Origin of the sequence: Actinoplanes sp. NPDC000266 (genome assembly GCF_042899005.1) — a bacterium.
GTDB lineage: Bacteria > Actinomycetota > Actinomycetes > Mycobacteriales > Micromonosporaceae > Actinoplanes.
The window spans coordinates 842,351-863,441 of sequence record NZ_JBIAZI010000002.1 but is presented as its reverse complement, the minus strand read 5'-3'; the positions used below and the strand labels follow the sequence as shown (position 1 = coordinate 863,441).

Here is a 21,091-nt window from a genome sequence, read left to right as displayed (position 1 = left end):
GGAGAATCAGCCGGCCAATGAGCCGGAAGCACCCCGCCAGGCAGACACGTGCGGCAGGACCGTGCGCAGGTCACCGCCCTCGGCGCGCACGTGGGCGGCGACCCGCACGGCGTAGTCGCGTTTCCCGTACTCGTCGGTGTGCTCGGCCACCTCGCCGCTGAAGCGACCCTCGATGATCTCCAGCCGCGGACCGCAGGTCCGGGCGAACCCGAACCGTTCACAGAGGTAGGCGCCGACCGGTTCCCAGGCCAGCGTGGCGAGGACCGGCAGCAGGTCGTTCGCGCGGCACCAGGCGATCGTCTCGGGGATGCCGGCCACCAGCGGCAGGTCGTCGAGGAATCCGCGCACGTCGGCGGGTGTCCAGCCGGCCCAGCCGCGGGCGTCGATGATCGAGGCTTGCTGATTGGTCAGGAGGCCGGAGTCGTACCCGACCTCGGCCTGCCGGCACTGCTCAGCGTGCCCGAGCCGGTTCGCGAGGTGCTGGCCGCTGCTGATCCCCGGCACGAGCGTTCCGTCCACGTCGAAGAAGACCACGCCTGTCGTCATGCCTGATTGACAGCGAGCAACGCCGTTTCGGGCCTCAGCGCGTAGTCCAAGCGCTCGACGTCGATCCCCGGCTGGACGATCACGCCCCCGCCGGGGACCCGGTCGGGGTCGTCCGGTCGGCCCAACTCGCGCCACGCCTCATCGCCGGTGGTGGTGACCGTCTCGGCCGCGGGACCGACCGCGCAGAGGGCGGCCAGCAGCACCAGGTCGGTGATGTCGGCGGTGACCATCGGTGGGTGCCCGGGCCAGCGGTCCGGATCCACCTGCCACGCGCTCCGGACCGGATCCGGGATCAGAGCCACCGGGTCGATCACCGGCCGCCAGACCTCGGTGGCGACGGCGATCGCGTGCTCGCGGAGGTGTTCAGCGATCGGCCCGCTGACGTAGGGGTGGTTGAGCTTCGCCATCGTCCGGTCCAGGGTCGTCCTGGTCACGGCCGGGATGGTGGGCCGGCCGCCGACGTCGACCGGAGCCAGTCTCGCCGTCAGGTCGCGCGGGGTGATCCGCAGCGTCCCGGCGAAGGCGGCCAGCTCTACGCCGGTCACCGCCGATCGTTGGGCGAGAAGCCCCTGCTCGAACGCCGGCAGTCGCTGTCGGATGTAACCGATCAGGATGTCCAGCCCCGCGCCGCCGTCCCGTGCGGTATCGCTCGGCCGCGCCGGCCCGTGTCCGGAGTCGTAGGCCTCGATCTGCTCCGCCGAGACGGCCCACATCACGCCGAGGGCGGCCCGGACCGCGTTGTCCAGGATGGCGACCTCGACCGGATCAACGGGGAAGACGAGGTCGCCGGCCGGGAAGAATCCGCTCACCGCCCCGTACTCGTCCACCACGAGCGCGTTGATGCTCCGCATGCCGGCCAGCCTAGCCAGAAGCACACGGCTGTCCGTGCGAGCGGCGTGCTGCGGCCGGCTCCCCTCTGCCCGGGAAGAACGATCCGGGCGATCGGAGGTCAGAGGATGAAGAACGTGCCGCCGATGCCCCGCTCGCCGGAGCCGGCCAGAGCCCTCGACAACGTCAGGAGCTGGGCGTCGGTCAGGGAGGCGACGTAGTCGAGGACGGCACGGCCGATGTCGGTGGGCGAGCCGGCCAGGCCCTTCTGGTACTCCTGGAGGGTCTTCGGCAGGCGGCGCGGGTCGAGCTCGGACCACTCGACCAGCCGGGCGACCGTGTCGCGCAGCACCCGCGTCTGGCCTAGCTGGCTCAGGGCCAGCTCGGCCCGGTCGATGACGAACGTGCGGGTCAGCCATTTCAGCACCTGGACCTCGTGCCAATGGTCGTCCCTCAGCCGGGCCGTGACCGCCTTGTACGAGCCCCTCGGCTCGGCCGTCACCCCGCGGACGTACGAGTCGGTGCGGCTGGCGAAGGCGGAGCGGATCGTCGCGTAGGCCGCCCGCGAACCGTCGAAGTGGCGGAGCATCGTGTAGTCGATGAGGACCAGGACCTTCTCGGCCGCCGCGGCCAGCAGCTCGGGGTCGTACACCGTGGGGTGCTCGGCCGCGAGCTTGGCGTCCAGCGCCTTCAGCTCCTGGAAGTCCTCGTCCACGGGTACGTACGCCTTCTGCCGCCGCGCGCCCAGGAAATCGCGGAGCACGGCGACGATCTGGTTGCGCGGGAACGATCCGGCGCAGTAGAAGTCCTCGAGGTCGTGCAGCGCATAGGTGATGTCGTCCGCCGTGTCCATGATCGAGGCTTCCAGGGTCTGCGAGTACGGCGGTACGGGCACCCGGGCCCGCACCTTCTTGAAGATGTCGTAGTCCACCTGGTAGACGTTGAACTTCTTCCATTTCAGGCTGCCCGGCAGGTCCTCGCGCAGCCACGGGTACTTGACCACCGCGTCCAGGGTGGCCGCGGTCAGGTTGAGGCCGCGATGGTGCTGGAACCGGTGCTCGAGCCCGGTGAGGATGCGGAAGGTCTGCGCGTTCCCCTCGAAGCCGTTCGGCAGGTCCATCTGCTCGCGGGCGTACTTGTCGAGGGCCTGTTCGCCGGCGTGGCCGAACGGTGGATGGCCGACGTCGTGGGCCAGGCAGGCCGCCTCGACGACGTCCGGGTCCAGGCCGCCGCCGGCCTCGATGACCGCGGGGTCGGTGCGGGCCGCGAGGCGGCCGGCGATCCGGCGGCCGACCTGGCCGACCTTGATGGAGTGCGTGAGCCGGCTGTGCATCAGATAGCCGGAGTAGTCGGGGCTGACGATCTGGGTGACGCCGGCCAGCCGGTGCAGCGCGTACGAGTGCAGGACGCGGTCGCAGTCGAGGCGGCCCTCGCTGCGTGAGTCGTCGCAGCGGTACTCGGCCGACACGCGGAAACTGCGGCCGGTGGGCGCGGGCGGTGGGCGGCGCCGGTCGTCGCCCCGGGCGGTCACGCAGCCGTCGCCGGTCAGGCCGATGCGGCCCCAGTGGATGAGGTCCCACAGCTCGGCCGCGACCTTCAGTTTGCTGACGCCGGCCTCCGAGCCGACCCGGCGGAGCAGGTCCTCGATGCTTGTCTCGCCGGCCGACCGTACGGCCTTGAGGATCTTCTCGGGTTTCATGACGGCTTGGCCTCCGGGCGCGATTCCTTGCTGGGGAGGTGATCGAGGATCTGCTGGGCCCGGTCGTCGGCGACCCGGGTCACCAATTGCTGGGCGATGCCGAGCAACAGGGCGTACGCCAGAATTTGCCGTTGGTTGTCGAGGTTGGTCAGGCCGGGCACGAAGCCGCCGGACAGCAGCAGGATGCCGATGATGGCGCTCAGCGCCCCGGCCGGCACCTTCAGGACCGCGAGAGCCGTCGAGACCGAGTACGGGGTCGACGTGCCCCGCAGATTGCGGATGGCGATGAGCGCGCCCAGGAAACCGCCGACCGCGCCCAGGGCGGCCACGATCAGGATGTCGCCGCCGGTGGGCTGTTGATGGTCGCCGCTCGGGCACACGCTCGGCTGCGGTGGCTGGTTGGGCGCGGCGGTCGTCACGCCCGGCTCGAAGCACATCGGTATCGCGTTCGGGAACAGCGCGACCACCGTCACCAGGATGCCGGTGAACAGGAGGATGGACATGGCCGTGAGCAGGATGATGTTGCGGAAGTCGCGCAGCCGTACGTACTCCTCGTCCCGGGCGTCGTAGGCCGTCTCCATCACCTGCTTCAGGACCGCGCGCCGCTGGTCCGGCGGGCTGTTCTTCAGCAGGCGCTCGACCTCGCAGCGGCGCGGATCGTCGGGGCCCAGCACCATGGCCAGGCGGGTGGTGGCCTCGGGCACCGTCGCCTCGAACTCGGCGCAGGGCAGCAGATCGGCCAGGAAGATCTTCGCCGCGTGCAGGTGCATGTACGCGCTCTCGACCGACGTGCCGCGCCATTTGTCGCGCAGGCCGCGGCGCTTGCGGCGGGAGGTGCAGCGGCACGCGTCGCGGGCCTGGCTCAGATGCGACTCGACGGCCGCCCGGCTCACCTCCTGCGCGCCGGTCAGGGTGCCGGTGGTCGCGGCCCGCAGGCGGTGTTCGATGCGGTCGGCCTCGACGGCCGCCTGCACCGCCCACGGCTCGGGCCAGGTCTGCAGGGGTGAGGGGGTCTGTGTCATGGCTTCAGAAGGGGACGGCCGTGCGGATCAGGTCGAGGGCCTCGTCGGCCCAGCCGAACACCGACAGCGCGGCGTTGATGTTCTGCGGCGGCCGGGTGACCAGGGTGTCGCGGCGCAGCAGCCGGGCGAAGTCGACGCCGACCGGCTCGGTGCGCGGGGCGCCGTTGGGCGTACGGAACCCGACGCCGGCCCTCCGCATCACCTGGATGATCTCCTGGGCCAGGATCCCGGCGCCGGTCGCGGTCGGGTGCACGCCGTCCAGGGAGAACAGACCGCCGGTGGCCCGGCCCCCGTTGCCGTCGGCGGTGAGGAACTCCGAGGTGTACGGCGGGTTCAGCATGGCCAGCGGGGCGGGCAGCGGATAGGGCCGCCACCAGTCGGGCCGGGCCGTCACGTCGTCGAGGTAGCGGCGGCTGGCCGCCCGGTCGAGCACGCCGGCCATGTCGAGCAGATACCAGTCCTCGCCGCCGGTGCGGGCGTCGCGGACGACGTCGGTGATGGCGTCGTTGTACTGGTCGATGGCGCTGTCCACGGCGCGGGCCTCGTCGGCGGTGATGTGCGGGTCGCGGCCCGGGTCGAAGTCGCGGTCGCTGATCCAGGGCCGGGTGTAGTACGGGAAGTAGCGCGAGCCGGGCTCGATCTTGGCGCCGGTGCCGCGGCAGATCGGGGCGATGGTGACGTGCGGGACCGTGCACCAGATGACGTGCCGGGCCCCGATCCCGCGTACGCGCAGGGCGACCTCGGCCAGCTCCTCCACGAAATGGGTGGGCCGCCAGACCGTGTATTCGCCCTTGCGGTCGAGGTCGCGATATCCGTCGCCGCTCCAGACGACCTTCAGGTCGGTGACCGCGCCGAGGGCGTTGTTGGCGCCCAGGAAGACGACGAGGGTCTCGATGCCGTCGTTGCCGAGCTCGGCGGCCAGGTCGAAGACGGTGCGGTCGCGGCCGGAGACCGGCTGGGTGGGATAGATGCGCAGGGCGGCCCGCTCGGAGTCGTTCTCGATCCGCTGGTTGATCAGGGCGTCGGAGGGGCTGCGCAGCCGCGACAGCATCCGGCCCGCGGTCTGGCTGAGCGCGTCGCGCAGGTCCCATCCGTACATCGCCAGGTTGTGGGGAATGCTCGTGGTGGTGGGAACGGCCGAGCCCGGGCCGCGCTCCCAGTAGTCCTCGCCGCCGTCCATCCACTGCCGGGCGCTGTAGAGGGCCAGCGGAAGCTCCCACCAGTCCACCTTGTCGCCGTAGCGGTCCTGCAGCTCGCGCAGGAACAGCTCGATGTTCAGCGGCAGGCCGCCGGGGCCGCCGTAGGTGGGATAGCGGAACTGGTCGAGCCAGCCCAGCTCGTGCGCGACGATGGCCGGCGCCGACAGCTCGGTCTGATAGACGGCGCCGCTGCGCATCCCGTGCGTGAGCGAGTCGCCGATGGTGACCAGACGGTGCGGCGGGGTCCCGTCGCGGTCGACGGTGACGCCGATCCCTAGCGTGGGGTCCTCGACGGGGGTGCGCGCCTGATCGGTGATCTCCACGTCGGGCGGGGTGACGGCGGGCATGACGGTGGTCCTTTCCTCGCGGAAGCCGGATTCCCATCGTCGATTTCCGGTGTCGCTTTCCGCGTCGGCCGATTGCCGTCATCGGGTACGTCGTCCGGCATAGGCGAAACGCCGTAGAGAACCCGGTGTGTACGTCTGTGATCCGACACCGGATATCGGGCGTGCGGCCGACGAATGACGCGGCCCTCCGGTTGAAGAATGTGATTCATGAGGAATGGAAGATTCAAAGGGGCCAACGATCAAGGGATCGGTCTCGAGTTCCGCGAGGACGACACCGGAATGATGAGTGGCGATCTTTTCCTGGAGGCGGCGGGCGGCGGTTATCTGGCCTCCTTCCGGCTCGCACCGGGCATCCGCGGGCCGAGCGCCAAGGGTCCCTGGCCGGTGATCTGCCAGTCGTCCGACGGCCGGGTCACCCAGGGGCTGCTGTCCGTACGGCGCAAGGACGACCGGCCTGACGTCCTGACCGTCAAGTTGCGGTTCGACCAGCAGGTGAACGGCCTGTCCGCCCGCACTCCGCTGGTGGTGAAGGTCGAGCGGCGCAGCGACCGGCTCCGCCGGCTGAGCGTCGAGATCGAGGTCGAGGAGGGCGTCGAGGTCCGCGACGAGGCCCGCGCGGCTCTCCGCCGGTCCCTCGACGGCGCCGGGTTCGAGGTGAACGAGATCGACGGCGGCCCCCGGATCCCGCGGCACACGGCCTGGGCCTGGCACGACGGCAACGTCTACACCGTGCTGGACATCGCCATGAAGAAGTACGCCGCCGAGAACGTCAACCTGCGCGTGCCGGACTGGCGGGTCCAGCTGATGCTCCTGTCCCAGGCCACCCGGGCCGGGCTGTACGGGGTGATGTTCGACGTCAAGCTCTTCCCGCGACAGGGCTGCGCCGTCTTCGTCGACGAGATCCGCGAGCGTTTCCACGACCGGAATCCCGAGCGCCAGATCGAGTACACGATGGTGCACGAGGTCGGGCACGCTCTCAACCTGGCCCACCGGTTCGAGCGGGCGGTCGGCTTCGCCGACTCGCCGTCGGTCATGAACTATCCCGACAAGTTCCGGGGCGGCGGTGAGGTGGACGCCTACTGGGACGCGTACCGCAGCCGCTTCGACGACGACGAGCTGGATTTCGTACGGCACGGCGCGCTGCCGGCCGTGATGCCGGGGGCGTCGCTGTTCCGCTCGTTCGACTATTGGAGCGGGGCCAAGGGCGCCAAGCCGTCCTTCCTGTCGTCCACGCCCGGCAAGGATCTGCGCCTCACCCTGCGGCCGCCGGCCCGGGGCGCCAAGTTCGCGTACGGCCAGCCGCTCTATCTCCAGGTCAGCCTGGAGAACAGGGGCGACGCCCCGGTCTCGCTGCCCGACGACGTCCTCGACATCAAAGCGGGATATCTGGAGATCCTGGTCGAGCGCAACCCCGCGCCCGGGCCCATCCGGATCGACGTCGCGCAGTCGTTCTCACCGGCCGTGCGGCGCTGCCTCGCCGAAGTCTCCGGCCGCCCGCAGACGCTGGCCAAGGGCGATCCGCCGAGGAAGCGCAATCTCTACCTCAGCTTCGGCGCCGGCGGCTATCTGGTCGCCGAGCCCGGCCGCTACCGCCTGACGCCGCTGGTGGCCATCCCCGACCGGACGACACACGGTCACTCGCTGGTGGTTCTGGGCGAGTCGCTCGACGTGCGGGTGGCCTATCCGACGCGCCGGCGCGACGAGGCGCACGGCGACGTGCTGCTCGACGCCGACTCGCAGGTCTGGCTCTCGGTCGGCGGAACGGACGCGCTCCCCGAGGTCGCCGGCCGGCTCCAGGAGGTCCGCGCCGACCGGCGGCGGACCGAAGGCACCGGCGACCCGATCGTGGCGGCGCTCAACCGCGCCCTCGGCATCTACTACGGCCGGGCGAACCTCTACCACCAGGACGACCGGCTGGGCACGAGCCGGGCCGAGCCGAAACAGGCCGTCGATCTGCTGGACGACATGCTCAATGACAAGGCGGCGGTCAAGGCCTTCGATCCGGAGACCATCAGGGACACCAAGGATCTCCGGAGGAAGACCGCCGAAATGACCTAGGCCGCGGCGGCGCCGGTACGGACCAGCCCGGAGCGGTACGCCACGACGACCGCCCGGGTACGGTCCGGGCACTCCAGCTTCATCAGGATCCGCCCGATGTGGGTGCGGACGGTGCCCTGGCTCAGGAACAGGCGTTCGGCGATCTCGACACTGCCCAGGCCGTACGCCAGCAGCATCAGCACCTCGCGCTCGCGGGCGGTGAGCCGGGCGACGAGCCGGGACGGGCTCCGGCCGCCGGCCGGGCGCCAGGCCAGCTCGACCAGCATGTCGCGCAGCACCACCGGATCGAGCCAGACACCGGCCTCGGCCACGGTCCGTACGGCGCCGATCAGGGTCTCGGGCGGGCGCGACTTGAGCAGGAAGCCGGCGGCGCCGGCCCGCATGGCCTGCCAGGCCCGCTCCGGGCTGTAGTCGGCGGTCATCGGCAGCACCCGGACCGGATGGCCGGCTCGGTGGCAGGCGGTGTCGGTGACCAGCCGCCCGATCAGGTCGATCTTGTCGTCGGCGGCGGGCGGCAGGTCGAGCAGCAGCACGTCCGGGCGGTGCCGGGCGGCGGCCTCGGCGGCGCCGGGCCCGGCCTCGGCCGTGGCGGCCACGACGATGCCGGGCTGGGCGGCGAGCAGAGCCGCGATCCCGGCGCGGACCAGCGGCTGATCGTCGGCGATGAGGATACGGATGGTCTGCATGACGGCATCCTCGCCTTCGGTGACGCCCGCGAGCGTCAGGGTAGCGACCCTGAGAATTGCGTCAGATGGTCGCGCCCCGGCACGGCGAGCTTGCGGTAGACCGCGTTGAGATGGGTCTCGACGGTCTTGATGGTGATGTAGAGGCGCTCGGCGATCTCCCGGTTCGTGCAGCCGGCCGCGGCCAGCCGGGCCACGGCGGCCTGTCCGGCCGTGAGCGAGGCGACCCCGGTCACCCGGGTACGCCGGGGCCGGCCCCCGGCGGCGTGGATCTCGCCGGCCAGGCGCCCGGCGAGCCGGTCCAGGCCGACCTGGGTGGCCAGGTCGAGGGCGGCCGCCAGCTCGGCGCGGGCCTCCCGCAGCCGCCCGGCCCGGCGCAGGGCGGCCCCGTGGCTGGCCCGGACCCGGGCCAGAACGGGCAGCCGGGGAGTGCCGGCACACACCTCGACCGCCTCGGCCAGCATCGCCACGGCTTCGCGGGCCGGCGCGAACGAGGACCGCCGCCGCAGGGCCAGGGCCAGCCGGTACGACGGTCCGTGCCGGCGCCGGATCAGCAACTCGCGGTCGGCCTCGCGCAGCGCCCCCACCCGATCGCCGAGCAGTTCGCAGGCGTGGCTGGCGACGAGATGGGCCTCGTACGCGATCTCGATCTCGGTGATCGGGGCGTCCAGCGCCGTGGGCAGGCCGAGCCGGCTCAGCGCCTCGGCCGGGCGGCCGCACAGCAGCTCGCCGAGCGCGCCCACGAACGGCACCTCGGTGTTGCCGTTCAGCAGGTGCAGCGCGGCCTCCGGATAGTCGCCCCGTTCCAGTTCGGTGCAGCCGCGCGCATATCTGGCCAGCGAGGCGTACATCGGTAGACCGTGCCGGACGGCGAACGTCTCCGCCTCGCTCAGCCGGGTCAGGGTCTCCTCGAAGCGACCGCGCCGCAGGCTGTTGAGGATGGTCCGGTGTGACCACTCGGCCTGAAGCTCGGGCGAGACGCGGCGCAGCCGGGCCACGTCGGGTTGCAGGCGGGCCAGGATCGCCTCGGCCTCTCCCATGGCCTCGGCCGCGGCCAGGAACGCGGCCGCCTCGAGCGCGGCCAGGACCTCGCAGTAGGTGAGCGGCCGGTCGGACGGCAGGTCCTCGACGACACGCAGCAGGTGCCTGACGAATTCGCCGGGCGGGCACTTCCCGGTGGCGCGGTGATGGATGGCGGCGCACAGCAGCAGGCGGCGTTCCTCACCGGAGCCGATCGGCAGCGTGGCAACGTCGACGTCGACCAGCCGGTCCGGCGCCCGCTCGGCGTGCCCGTTGGCGACGTGCAGGAGCAGGGCGGCGCGCACCCGCACCTCGCCCGGCGCGTCGCCGTACGGTTCGGCGTCGAACGCGCGCCGGTGCAGTTTCGCCGCCGCCTCGTGGTCGCCCAGGTCGTACAGCAGCTCCAGCAGGTCGGCCAGGGCGCTCAGAGCCACCTCCCGGCCGCCGGTGTCGACCACCTCGGTGAGATGGCTCAGCGCCTCGGCCGTCGCCCCGGTGGCCCGCTCGGCCGTGGCCAGGGCGGCCAGGACCTCGGGGCGGGCGGCCGGGGTGGGTGGCTCGGCGACCGCCCGTTCCAGCAGCCGGCGCGCGGCGCCGACCGAGCCGGCGTCCAGGTCACGCCGGGCCTCGGCCAGCAGCAGGCCGACGACCTCGGGCGAGCCGGTGGCCGGCGCGTGCAGGAGGTGTCCGGCGATCCGGCTGGCCGGCGCTCCGGCCGTGGTCAGCAGGGCCGCGGCCCGGGCGTGCAGCCGGCCCAGCCGTTCCGGGCCGGTCGTCTGCTCGACGGCGGCCCGCAGCAGCGGATGCAGGAACGCGACCGGGTCCGTGCGGGCCAGGATCGACGACCCGCGCAGGGTGGCCGCGGCATCGCCGGCCGGTTCCGCCGCCACCCCGGCCAGGGCGGCCACGCCGGCCAGCGGCACGTCCTCGCCGAGCACGGCGGCGGCCTGGGCGACGACGGTGGCCACCGGGCCGAGCTCGCCGAGCCGCCACCGCATGGTGTGTGCCAGCGCGCCGGGCCCGGTCGCGGACAGGTCGGCCGGGGTGAGGGAGCCCGGCGACAGACCCGCTGCTTTCAACGGGCGGACCAGCTCGCGCAGGTAGAAGACATTGCCACCGCTGGCCTGGGCGCAGGCGGCGGTGAACGAGGCGTCCGTGTCGTGGCCGAACGTGTAGCGCAGCAGGGTCGCGACGCCGGCCTCGGACAGCGGCGCCGGCTGGACGACGCCGGCCCAGTCGAGGGTGGCCAGCCGGGCCAGCAACGGCTCGGCCACCGTGCCCGTGTCGGGACGGGCGGTCACCACGATCGCGATCGGGGCCTGTTGCAGGTCTTCGGCGGCGTCGACGACCACCCGCAGGGAATCGGCGTCCGCCCAGTGGGCGTCGTCGATCGCGAGCAGGAGCGGTCCCTGGTCGGCGAGCCCGGCCAGCAGCCACTGGCAGCCGTAGTCGACGCCGGCCGCGACGGTGGCGCCCGGCGTGAACAGCGGGGCCGCGAAGGCGGCGGCGCCGGTCAGCGCGGCCGGCCCGCCGAGGCGGGCCACCTCAGGCCCGAGAAGGCGGCGCAGCAACTCGTACGGCGCGGCGGTGCTCAGATGGGGCACCCGGGTGGCGAGCACTCGCAGCCCGCCGTCGAGGGCCCGCTCGCGCGTGGCCTGGAGCAGCGCGGTCTTGCCGATCCCGGCCGCGCCCTCGATGACCACGACCCGGGCCGTGCCCTGGCCGATGTCACGCAGGCATGCTCGTAGCGCGGCGAGCTCACGCACCCGTTCCACCATGACGGCCGGCTGGGGCCACGCCGCGGCGACGACTCTCGGTCGCCTGGCCATGCCTGATGCTAGGCCCGGGGAATCGCAGACTGCATCTGATTATCGGCCGCCGCGTCTGACTGATCCGCGTATTGACTTCGGCCCTCGCGAAGGCGAGTGTGCGAATTGGATGGGCATTTCTCGATCATTTTTAATTGATCCATTGCTCAGGGGGCGACCATCAATGTCTGACAATTTGGGCGGCACCGGTTTTACCGTCTTTCGCCTCGAAGGCCGCGTCTTCGCGTCCTATCCGGAGGACATCCAGCGGGCCATCGGGACGCTGACGGAGTACGTCGACGACGTGGTCTCCGGCCGGAAGCCGGCGCCGGCGCCGCTGGACCTGAGGGCGAGCACGGAGCAGACCGCCGGAGAGGCGGAGGGGAACGACGAGGGATCGGGAACGTTCGTCGCCTGCGGCGCGGTGTCGGGCGAGGACTTCGGGAGGGCGCGGGAACAGGGTGACAACCAGATCGTGCTCGTCCATGGACCGGCCGCGGAAGCCGCCGTCATCGAAGGCCTGAGCCCGTGAAGGAGTCCCGCTACAACATCTGGGTCGGCGACGGCTCGCGGTCGCACGTCTACAACGGCGTCTCCGGCCGCATCGTCGAGGTGCCGTCGGCACAGCGGGAGCCGATCGCCCGCTTCCTCGCCGGCGACGACGGCGCGCCGGTCGACCCGGACCTTCTGCACTCCCTCGCCGCCGCCCAGATGATCATCAGGGACTCGCTGGACGAGCTGGCGCTGCTGCGCGACCGCTACGCGAGATCACGGCACGACGACCAGGCCTTCCGCCTGACGATCGTCACCAGCCTGGGCTGCAACTTCGACTGCCCCTACTGCTTCGAGGCCAAGCATCCGTCGCTGCTCGACGACGACGTCCAGGAGCGCCTGCTGCAGTTGGTGGACAAACGGCTTTCGGCCGTACGGACGTTGTCCGTCCTCTGGTACGGCGGCGAGCCCCTGGTCGGCCTGCCCGCCCTGCTCAGCCTCTCGGACCGCCTCCTGGCCCGCGCCGCCGAGGCCGGCGCCGCCTACAACGCCCAGATCATCACGAACGGCTACCTGCTCACGGCCGAGGTCGCCGAGCAGTTGCGCTCCCGGGCCGTCACCCGCTGCCAGATCACCCTGGACGGCCCACCCGAGCAGCACGACCGCCGCCGCCCCCTGGCCGGTGGCCGGGGCACTTTCGATCAGATCCTGGCCAACATCGTCACCGCCGCCAACCTCCTCCACGTGTCGGTGCGGGTCAACCTGGACGCCGGCAACCTGGCCCACTACCCACGCCTGCTGCACCTGCTGGCCGGGGCGGGCCTGTCCGGTCGCGTGAGCGTCCACCCCGGCCACGTGCTGCCGGCCCGGGTGAACCCGCTGGCCCCCAGCGCCGGCTACGCCACCGAGTGCCTGACGCGTTCCGCTTTCGCCGAGGCCGAACAACAATTCATCACCTTGGCGGGCGGTCTGGGCTTCAGAACATCGGCTCCCCGCCCGCTCGGCGCGCCGTGCACGGCGGTCCGCGCCAACGAGCTCATCGTCGGAAGCCGGGGCGAGCTCTACAAGTGCACCGAGACGGTGGGCGACCCCCGCGAGGTGATCGGCAACCTCCGGGACTGGCCGAAGGAGAACGACCGCCTGTCGAAATGGCTGACGTACGACCCGTTCTCCGACCCCGATTGCCGCTCCTGCATAGCGTTGCCGGTCTGCATGGGCGGCTGCGCCTATCACGCCATGAATCCCAGCCTCGCCGACTCGCGCTGCTCGACGTTCCGCTTCCGCCACCGCGAGCAGGTGAACCGCCTGATAGCGGCCCGCGGCTGAGCTAATTCCAGTCTTCTGAGCAGTAGTACCAGTCCGCGTCGATGGTGTAGCACTCGACGTCCTGGTTCACGCTGGTGGGGAGTGCGTGACCGGGCTCGTAGTAGAGGGTGTCCCGCTTGAACGGGTTGACGGTGTCGACCATCAACCCGGCTTTGGCGGGGGTGCCGCCGGGGGCGTACTCGAGGGTGATCGAGAAGACGTCGTACGGGAGGTCGTCCAGCCTGTCGTGCAGGGTGGCGAAGCGCTTCTCCGACGCGGCGTCGAACTGTTCGTAGCCGTGCCTCGGAGCGCAGGTGTCCCCGAGGTCGTTCGCCCGCCGTTCCCTGTCGTCCTCGTACGCGTGGCACCCGTTCTGATCCTTCAGGAACGTCACGTGCTCCTCGGCCAGCGACTTCAGGACCGGCAAGACCTTCGGGGCTTCGTCGTACGCGATGACCGGCTCCCGCTCCTGGCGGCTGTCCGCTTCCAGCACGACGATTCCGCCGGCCACCAGCAGGACGAATGCGGCCATGAGGCCCAGCAACACATATCTCTGCTTCGGCGACATGCCGCGACCATAGCGACCGTGATCAACTGGTCGCGGCATGTCCGGAGCGGAGCGTCGTCAGTGTGCGACGAAGTCGCGGCCCGGTTCGGCGTGGGCGGGCCAGGTGTACTCGGTGACGGCGCCGCCGCGTACCTCCAGGTGGGTCAACGGGTTCACCGCCTTCTGCCAGACCAGATAGGTGCCGGCGGGCAGGGCGTCGATGACCGCGCAATAGGTCACGCCGCCGTCGACGTGGCGGGCCCGGACCGCCGCGTGGGTGCGGTGGGACGGGTCGCCGGCCGGGCTCACCTCGATCTCGTGCCCGTGCCACCTGGCGCCGGTGTGGATGATCAGGGCGCCGATCGTGCCGCCGATGTCGAGCATCACCGTGCCCTGGCCGGAAGGGGCCAGGGTGTGATGGGTGTGCGTCATGACGGGTTGCTGAAGCCGTCGAAAGGAGTTCCCAGGTAGGGGAACTTCTTCAGCAGCTTGGCGCTCGAGTTCTTGATGCTCAGGCCCTGCTCCACCAGCGCGGCCGCCGCGTCCGGCTTGAAGTCGGCGTTCACCAGCGGGATCGTGGCGCCGGCGATCGCTCGCAGCGAGATCGAGACCACGTCGTCGGCGATCCGGCGGCCGTTCGGGAAGCCCGCCACGTCGCCGCCCAGGACGCCGAACTTGTTCTCCGCCTTGGCCGGTGGGATCGCCGTGTTCAGGCGCAGCATGTCGGCCTGGAGGTCGCCCGTGTTGTTCTGGAAGCCGTCGATCAGGCCGTCGGGGACGCCCGTGAGCAGGATGGCCAGCAGGTCGGCGCGGGGCTCCTTCTTCTTGTTCAGGGCGGCCAGGTTGTCGAACAGGCCGGGGTAGAGGACCGGCAGCAGCGCGCCCAGCTCGGGCGTGGCCACGAACTCGGCGAAGCGCTTGTCCTCGGCCGGGGGCAGGCTGTTCCACTTGTCCTTCTCGGCCATCGGGACGATGACCTCGTTGAACAGCGGGTTGCCGAGGCGGGACACCTGCACCTGCGGGCCGACCGCCACGTCGCCCGACGAGTTCCCGTCGCGGACCTGGACCTGCTGGCGGCTGGCCGACGTCCACACGCCGATCACCGCGCCCGCGTCACGGCCGCGGACCTTCTTCTTGCCGTCGCGGCGGACCTGGTGGACCGGGATCTGCAGGGCGATGCTGTGCACGTTCGTCTTGTCGGTGGCGTTCACCGCCTTGCCGGCGTAGTTGAACAGCTGCTGGCCGACCAGGTGCTTGTCCTGGAACGGGCGCAGCGTGCCCAGGTCGAAGATGGCGCCCAGGTCGACGAAGAACGCGTCGGCGCGCTGGCCGGCGAACACCTTCTCGCCCGTCTTCAGCTTGTGCACGGCGTCCTCGGCCAGGGCGTCGTAGTCGGCGATCGAGACCTTGCCGACGTTGCACGGCGGGCACGGCAGCTTGGTGGCCAGCACCGTGCTCTTGCCGTGCTTGTCGACCTTCGTCACCGAGTAGAACTGGCGGCGGTTCCAGTTCTCGCTGTCCAGCGACTCGATCGGGCCGGTGTTGTAGAGGAACGTCTTGTTGTTGCGCAGCTCGGTGCGGAAGCGGAACTCGTACGTGATCTCGGCCCGGGCGTCGCCGTCGGCGTCGATGTGGATCGCGTAGACGACGTCGTCGCCGAACTCGAAGAAGTTCGGGCCGCTGGCCGGGAGCTGCAGCGGCACGTAGTTGGCGATCAGGGTGACCGTGTCGGGGTCGTCGGGGCTGACGAACGCGTACAGGTCGGAGCTGTCGGCCACCGGGTCCTTGCTGATCTCCGGGGCTTCGCGATGTGACGACATGACGGATCCCCTTAGCGAGAAGCGGCTTTGAGCAGGCTGGCGACGAGCTTCTTGTCGGTGATCGTCTTCAGCTTCTGGCCGGAGAAGACGTCGATCGTGCCCTTCTTGGCGTCCCGGATCGAGATGACCAGCGGGGAACCGTCACTCGTGGGCTCGTTCTCACCGGCGAGGCTCAGCCCGGCGACCGAGACTGCCGAGACGCCGACGCCGGTCGCGGCGAGGGCGAGGACTCGGCGGCGGGACAGCCAGGTGCGTCCCGGTGCGCGGTAGCGGGAGCGACTCATGCGAGGCCTTTCGTTGACGGGCGAGGAGCAATGCGTGTCGACGCCGGTCAGTACGTGATCCACCCCGCGCACGGTTCAACAGGAGCGCTCCCAAAAGTCAGCGCCGGCCGGCCGGGATCGGCTCCGGCGGCGGCTGGTGCTCGAAGGCCACGCCGCCGACCAGCACCGATCCACGGGACGGCAGGGTGGTGGTGTCGGTGCGGTCGAGGCCGCGGAACCTGATCTCGTACTCGACGCCGTCGGTGTTGGCGGCCTGACGGGGGACCCGCCGGGCCACGACGGTGCCCTCGCCGGTCAGGCCCTGGCCGCCGATGCGGGTGACCCGGCCCCGCAACGGGAACCGCGCCACCTCCTGCCCGGTCATCGGCGAGATCGCGACCAGCGTGCCCGACTGCGGCGCCCGCTTGCGCAGATAGAGGATCAGGGCGATCAGCAGCGCCATGACCAGGGCGACGGCGGCGGCCACGGCCTGTGCCGTCCAGGTGCCGACGGTCGACGAGACCGTGAGCCCGGGCGGGTTCCCGGCCGGCCCGGCCGGCGTCTTGAGATCGATGTCGGGCTTGAGCGCGGCCGCCCAGGGGACGGTGACCTGCCCGGTCAGCGACAGCGGGCCGGTCGACGTGCGCTCGTCGTGGAACGGGATCGGCCACGGCTCGCGGTCCCATGTCAGGGTGAGCGGGAAGGTGCGGCTCTCGCCGGGGGCCAGGTCGATCTGCTCCGGGATCTCGCCGGCGATGTCGGGGCCGCCCGCCATGCCGGCCTTCAGGCCGGTCACGGTCACCGGGGTGTGCGTGGTGTCCGACTGCAGGGTCAGGGTCACCGGCACGTCACGGCCGGTCAGGTCGGCGGTGGCCGGCGCCTCCCAGGTCGCGGTGACGCCCTTGCCCTGGTCGGGCGCGAGCATGACCCGTGCCTTCTCCAGGCGGGCGCCCTCCTTGCTGCGGTCCAGATATTCGCCGAGCTGGGTGACCGCCTTGGGGTCGAGCACCGTGGTGTCCCGGATGACCGAGCCGAGCAGCGGCGCCCCGCTCTCGCCGCTGAGCGGTAGCGCGTAGCCCTTGACCGAGGTGGTCTTCAGCTTGCCGGCCCGCGCCTTCAAAGCATCCCAGGCCGTCCCGGTGGACTTCGGATAGTCGGTTCCGGCGCCCGGATAGTGCCCGCCGTCGCTGATCAGCACGACCGAGGCCACGGCGGCGGCGCCGGGGCGTTCCAGCTCGGAGACGGCCTGCTCGATGGCCCGGCCGATGTCGGTGCTGCTCCCGTCCGGTACGACGGGCAGGTCGGCCATCATCCGCGCCGTGTTGCCGGCCGGGCCGATGTAGCGGGGCACGGCGCCGGAGTCGAACGTGAACAACGCGACGTGATCGGTGGGGGAGAGCCCGGACAGGAACGTGCCGAGCGTCGACCGGACCCCGCCGAAGAGGTCGTCCATCGAGCCCGAGGTGTCCACGAGGATCACGTAGTCGGCCGGCACCTGGTCGACCTGAAGCCGCCGGAACACGTCCTCCCGGCTGTCGTCGGCCATCGCCGGCGCCGACAGCGGCACGACCAGCGCCAGCGCCACGGCGCTCACGGCCGCGACGCGACGGGTGAACTGCATCATCGTTGCTCCTCTTGTCACCGGCGGAGGAACCAGGCCCAGCCGCGCTGGTTGCCCCACTGTTGTTTGGCCTTCTTGAGCTGGTCCTGCTCGCTGCGAGCGGCGCCCAGCAGATCGTCGACGTGCCTCGCGTACGGATCCCGCAACGGGCCGTGGTAGATGAGGGACATCATGTAGCCGGCGAACTCCTCGTAACGGTCGTCGGCCGTGCCGTGCACGAACAGGATCCGGCGCGCCATGAAGACGTCCTGCAACGACCGGTCCGGGGTGAGCCAGGTCTGGAAGGGCTGCACCAGCAGCTGCGGCGGGATGTTGCCCAGCAGTTCCAGGAGGTCCCCCGCGATCCGCTCGCCGGGCGCGCCGGTGCGGCAGTGCTCGGCGAACTCGTTGTATCGCATGAGGGAGTCGTCCAGCCGCGCCCGCCATTGCGGGCCCAACTGGAGCGACGCGATCTCGTCGGGGTGGCTGTAGCAGTACGCGCTCACGTACTGCGCGATCCGGTCGATCAGCTCGGGTCCCACCTGGCTGGCCACCGCCACCGCCCGGCGGATCCCCTCGCCCGTGGCGGTGTCGGTGAGCAGGATGCTCAGCAGGCCGTCGATGATGGCCGTGCGCCGCCGCGCCACCACGGGCAGGCTGACGACCTGACACAGCGCGGCGGTGTAGGCGTCGTGCGGCCGTCCCCGGGTCCGGTTGAGGAAGGGCGCGCTGTTCTCCCCGACCAGCATCAGCCCGTCGATGAAGCCCTGCGACGCCGGGGAGGGCAGCGCCCGGTTCTCCCGGAGGCGGCGCAGGGCCGACAGGATGCTCGCCTCGTGCTCCGGCGACTGGGTCATCGCCGCGGCCAGCGTCGGGATCATGGGCACGATCACGGTGTCGAAGTGGCCGGTGGTCACGGCGACCTCGAGGACGTACGGCACGCCGCCCGGCCAGTGGCTGTACATCATGTCGACCAGCGCGGTCGAGATGTCGCGCGAGTTGCCCTTCACCGCGGCGATCACCGGCCTGACCCAGGACCGCTGGTTCTGCACGGTGGTGAGCCAGAGGTCGCTCAGCGCGTCCAGCCCGCGCATCCCGGCGGCGTCGAAGCGGAACGTGGTCAGCAGCGTCGCGGTCGCACCGGCCCGCGCCAGGAACAGCCGGTGGATCTCCGGGTCGGCGAAGTCCGTGCCCTCCGGCGGCCGGGCCAGCAGCTTGCGCCAGCCGGTGACGGTCGCTCCGGTCGGATGCTCGGTGACCATTCCGGTCACCTTGATCAGCAATGTCTGCGGCCAGCTCGGGCCGTAGCGCAGGGCGAGCGCGAACCAGACCCGCAGCGCGTCGATGCGGTTGGCCGTGAGATCGGCGAACACCCGCTGGTTCACCTCGGCCACCACCGGCTCGGCCGACCAGTGCGCGGCGACCACCGCCTGGGCCTCCATGTCGCCCCCGGCCGCGGCCCCGGCCAGGAACCCGGCGACCACGGCCTGCCGCGCGGCCGTCTCGAAACCCTCCCAGCCGAACGTGTCGAGCACCTGCGCCACGCGGACCGCCGACCCGCGCTCGTTGACGATGTCGCGGTAGACCGAGGCCGAGAGGTCCATCATGGCCAGCAGGTCGACCGCGTCCGAGGCGCTCCGGCAGCGCGCGGGATCGCCCTGCTGGGCCAGGTGGGCGACGATCTGGCGCCAGGTCAGCCCCTTGCTCGTCAGAGCACGCAGGATCCGCAGATATTCGGCCGCCTCCGGTCCCTGCGGCTCGGCCGGCGGCTGGCCGGGGCTCACCTCGATCTGCCCGGCCACCGCCCGCTCGGCGATCGAGAGGCGCATCGTGTGCTTGACCCGGTAGCTGGCCCAGGTGGCGGCGCTCAGCCGGGCCCGGTAGGCGTAGGGCAGCAGGCCGAACACGGCGTCCAGATAGCGCAGCCGCTGGCCCAGCGACACCGGCGCGCGGTCGATGGCGATCACCACCTGCCGTCCCTCGAGCAGCAGCGCCGCCACCGCGGCCGCCCATTCGGGGCCGACCTGCTCGATGGCCGTCTCCGACACCTCGGCGTGGTCGGGGTGCAGGGACAACGAGACGCCGTCGGTGTCGGCCAGCACCGGCGCGCCGTTGACCTCCTCCCAGCTCAGGGTCATGGCGCGGGCCTGGTCGAAGAAGGTGGTACGGCCGCGGGCCGCGTCCTCCCACGGGATCAGCAGCAGCCGGGTCGGCGTGACGACCTGGCCGGTGCCGTCGCGCCGGTCGCTCCAGTCGACCCGCATGACGCAGGACGCCGTGGCCGGCTCGCCGGCCGTGCCGACGAAGCTGAGCCAGGGCAGCGCCTCGGCCCGGCCCAGCGCCTCGTCGTCGGCGTGCGCGGTCAGGCCCATGCGGATGTACTGCTCGGCCATCACCGGGCGGATGCTGCCCTCGAGGATGGTGTAGTCCATCGTCTGGCCCGCGTGCTTGCCGAACAGCGCCCAACCGGCCCGCACCGGGGTGGCCGCTGTCGCAGCCGGGTCACCGGCCGCCGTGCTCGGGTACATGCCGCTTCCCTACCGCCGAGCGGCGCGGATGCGCCGCTCGAGGAAGATCAGCGGCTCCAGGACGTTGATCGGCCTCGGCATGCCGCGCAGCCCGGTGTCGCCGTCGATCTGCTCGGTGTTGCGGAAGTCGCGGAAGTCGAAGATGTTGTTGCTGTTGAGCCGGAACCCGATGGCCGAGGTCGCGAAGAAGTTGATCCGGTCCTCGTGGAAATGGGTGCTCAGCGCCGAGCGCACCAGCTCGGTGTTGCCGCCGAGCAGCCGCTCGCAGACCCAGGCGAAATATTCGGCCGAGCGCTCGTGGGGAATGCGCGGCAGGCGCTGACCGTCCTGGTCCTGCCGGACGAAGTTCGTGTTGCTGACGACGTGGCGGAACAGGTGCTCGTCGTCGAACTTGGTCACGCAGACCGCGACGTAGTGCGGCAGCTTGCCACTGTCCATCTGGCCCGAGGCCGACATGCGGGTGGTCAGCCGCTGGAGGGCGCTGAAGAACGCCTCGAAGTTCATCTGGATCTCGTTGCGGTTGAGCACCGGGTTCATCAGGTAGATCAGGCCGTTGGCGTTGGCCAGATGCTCGATCGCCTCCTCGCTGATGCGGCCGTTCTCGTAGAAGGAGCCGGGCGGGTCGTGCAGCTCCAGCCGGAAGTCCACCGAGTCCGGCACCGGCTTGCGCTTGGAGAAGAAGGCGCGGCCCCAGCCGGCCGGCGGCGGGGTGCCGTGGAAGGTCCAGCTGATCGGCTCGATGACCCGGTTGGGCCGGGGGAAGCGCCGCTGCACGACCAGCCGGTTGACGCTCTGGTTGAGATAGTCGGCGGCCAGGTCGTCGGTGCCGGCCACCACCCACGAGCCGTGACCGCCCTGCATGGCGGCGATCGGCAGCGCGGCCAGATAGGTGCTCTTGCCCGACCGGGTTGATCCCCACAGCCCGATCCGGACCGTCGAGTCCTGCACCTGGCCGGGGCGCATGCCGCCGGGGATCGGCAGCGGCGCCGGCTCGGTCATCGTGCGGTTGCTGTTGCTCGGCGGCGGGGCCGCCGGCGTGTCCATCGGGATCGGCGGCACGTTGATGCCGAGCGGCGACGGCGGTGGCTCGAGGTTCTCGGCGGGGGCGGGCTGCGGGCGGCGCGGCGGCGCCGTGGTGTCGTCGAACATGGCGAACGGGTTGGCCGGAGCCGAGGGCCGGGCGCCCTGCGCCGGGTCGGCCGGGCCGGCGCCGCGGTCGGACTGGCGCGGTGGCCGGTTGTTGCCGGTGGGCGGCATCGGGTCGTCGACCAGGCCGTCGTCCGGCTCGTCGGCGTGATTGTTGTTGCCGGAGGTCCAGATGGTCAT

At 71.3% G+C, this 21,091-nt stretch carries 17 protein-coding genes; 3 read left to right on the top strand and 14 right to left on the bottom strand.

Annotated elements, in window-relative coordinates; translation table 11 throughout:
• Nucleotides 1-6 precede the first annotated feature (6 nt).
• From ACFY36_RS10295 to ACFY36_RS10275, 5 genes are all read right to left on the bottom strand, one after another.
• Complete coding sequence (locus ACFY36_RS10295) at nucleotides 7-546, bottom strand: HAD family hydrolase (RefSeq protein ID WP_499745608.1); 540 nt, start codon at nucleotides 544-546, stop codon at nucleotides 7-9.
• Entirely contained in the window at nucleotides 543-1,397 is an 855-nt protein-coding gene (locus ACFY36_RS10290) for a hypothetical protein (protein ID WP_499745607.1), read from the bottom strand. The genes ACFY36_RS10295 and ACFY36_RS10290 overlap by 4 nt, the downstream gene beginning before the upstream one ends.
• A 98-nt stretch (nucleotides 1,398-1,495) precedes the next feature.
• Nucleotides 1,496-3,073, bottom strand: coding sequence for a deoxyguanosinetriphosphate triphosphohydrolase family protein (locus ACFY36_RS10285; RefSeq protein WP_499745606.1), 1,578 nt, complete (start codon nucleotides 3,071-3,073; stop codon nucleotides 1,496-1,498).
• Nucleotides 3,070-4,095: a hypothetical protein gene (locus ACFY36_RS10280; protein ID WP_499745605.1), complete on the bottom strand. Its 1,026-nt coding sequence runs from the start codon at nucleotides 4,093-4,095 to the stop codon at nucleotides 3,070-3,072. Before ACFY36_RS10280 ends, ACFY36_RS10285 begins: the two co-directional genes overlap by 4 nt.
• Nucleotides 4,096-4,099: 4 nt before the next feature.
• Nucleotides 4,100-5,641: a hypothetical protein gene (locus ACFY36_RS10275; RefSeq protein WP_499745604.1), complete on the bottom strand. Its 1,542-nt coding sequence runs from the start codon at nucleotides 5,639-5,641 to the stop codon at nucleotides 4,100-4,102.
• 207 nt (nucleotides 5,642-5,848) lie between these two features.
• Here ACFY36_RS10275 and ACFY36_RS10270 point away from each other — a divergent pair, with 207 nt between their 5' ends.
• Nucleotides 5,849-7,699 (top strand): hypothetical protein, encoded by a 1,851-nt coding sequence (locus ACFY36_RS10270; protein ID WP_499745603.1) that lies wholly within the window; start codon nucleotides 5,849-5,851, stop codon nucleotides 7,697-7,699.
• On the opposite strand, the gene ACFY36_RS10265 is transcribed toward ACFY36_RS10270, so the two are convergent.
• Nucleotides 7,696-8,385, bottom strand: a complete 690-nt coding sequence (locus ACFY36_RS10265; RefSeq protein WP_499745602.1) for a LuxR C-terminal-related transcriptional regulator — start codon at nucleotides 8,383-8,385, stop codon at nucleotides 7,696-7,698. The two genes, ACFY36_RS10270 and ACFY36_RS10265, sit on opposite strands and share 4 nt — an antisense overlap.
• Nucleotides 8,386-8,420: 35 nt before the next feature.
• Nucleotides 8,421-11,231, bottom strand: coding sequence for a helix-turn-helix transcriptional regulator (locus ACFY36_RS10260; protein WP_499745601.1), 2,811 nt, complete (start codon nucleotides 11,229-11,231; stop codon nucleotides 8,421-8,423).
• A 163-nt stretch (nucleotides 11,232-11,394) separates the two neighbouring features.
• Between ACFY36_RS10260 and ACFY36_RS10255 the strand changes: the two genes are divergently transcribed.
• Nucleotides 11,395-11,742, top strand: coding sequence for a hypothetical protein (locus ACFY36_RS10255; protein WP_499745600.1), 348 nt, complete (start codon nucleotides 11,395-11,397; stop codon nucleotides 11,740-11,742).
• A complete protein-coding gene (locus ACFY36_RS10250; protein ID WP_499745599.1) occupies nucleotides 11,739-13,028 on the top strand; it encodes a radical SAM protein in 1,290 nt (429 codons plus the stop codon). The genes ACFY36_RS10255 and ACFY36_RS10250 overlap by 4 nt, the downstream gene beginning before the upstream one ends.
• Before the next feature lies 1 nt (nucleotide 13,029).
• Here ACFY36_RS10250 and ACFY36_RS10245 read toward each other — a convergent pair whose 3' ends face one another.
• The 7 genes from ACFY36_RS10245 to ACFY36_RS10215 all read right to left on the bottom strand — a co-directional run bounded on the left by ACFY36_RS10245 (nucleotide 13,030) and on the right by ACFY36_RS10215 (nucleotide 21,091).
• A complete protein-coding gene (locus ACFY36_RS10245; RefSeq protein ID WP_499745598.1) occupies nucleotides 13,030-13,575 on the bottom strand; it encodes a hypothetical protein in 546 nt (181 codons plus the stop codon).
• A 57-nt stretch (nucleotides 13,576-13,632) separates the two neighbouring features.
• The gene (locus ACFY36_RS10240; RefSeq protein ID WP_499745597.1) at nucleotides 13,633-13,986 is read right to left on the bottom strand and encodes a phospholipase; all 354 of its coding nucleotides are present in this window, start codon (nucleotides 13,984-13,986) and stop codon (nucleotides 13,633-13,635) included.
• Nucleotides 13,983-15,374 carry a DUF4331 domain-containing protein gene (locus tag ACFY36_RS10235; protein WP_499745596.1) on the bottom strand — a complete coding sequence of 464 codons (1,392 nt, stop codon included), beginning with the start codon at nucleotides 15,372-15,374 and terminating at the stop codon, nucleotides 13,983-13,985. The genes ACFY36_RS10240 and ACFY36_RS10235 overlap by 4 nt, the downstream gene beginning before the upstream one ends.
• 11 nt (nucleotides 15,375-15,385) lie before the next feature.
• Nucleotides 15,386-15,658 (bottom strand): hypothetical protein, encoded by a 273-nt coding sequence (locus tag ACFY36_RS10230; protein ID WP_498689006.1) that lies wholly within the window; start codon nucleotides 15,656-15,658, stop codon nucleotides 15,386-15,388.
• A 97-nt stretch (nucleotides 15,659-15,755) separates the two neighbouring features.
• A complete protein-coding gene (locus ACFY36_RS10225; RefSeq protein ID WP_499745595.1) occupies nucleotides 15,756-17,261 on the bottom strand; it encodes a VWA domain-containing protein in 1,506 nt (501 codons plus the stop codon).
• 14 nt (nucleotides 17,262-17,275) lie between these two features.
• Nucleotides 17,276-19,765 carry a hypothetical protein gene (locus tag ACFY36_RS10220; protein ID WP_499745594.1) on the bottom strand — a complete coding sequence of 830 codons (2,490 nt, stop codon included), beginning with the start codon at nucleotides 19,763-19,765 and terminating at the stop codon, nucleotides 17,276-17,278.
• A gap of 9 nt (nucleotides 19,766-19,774) precedes the next feature.
• Entirely contained in the window at nucleotides 19,775-21,091 is a 1,317-nt protein-coding gene (locus ACFY36_RS10215) for a hypothetical protein (RefSeq protein ID WP_499745593.1), read from the bottom strand.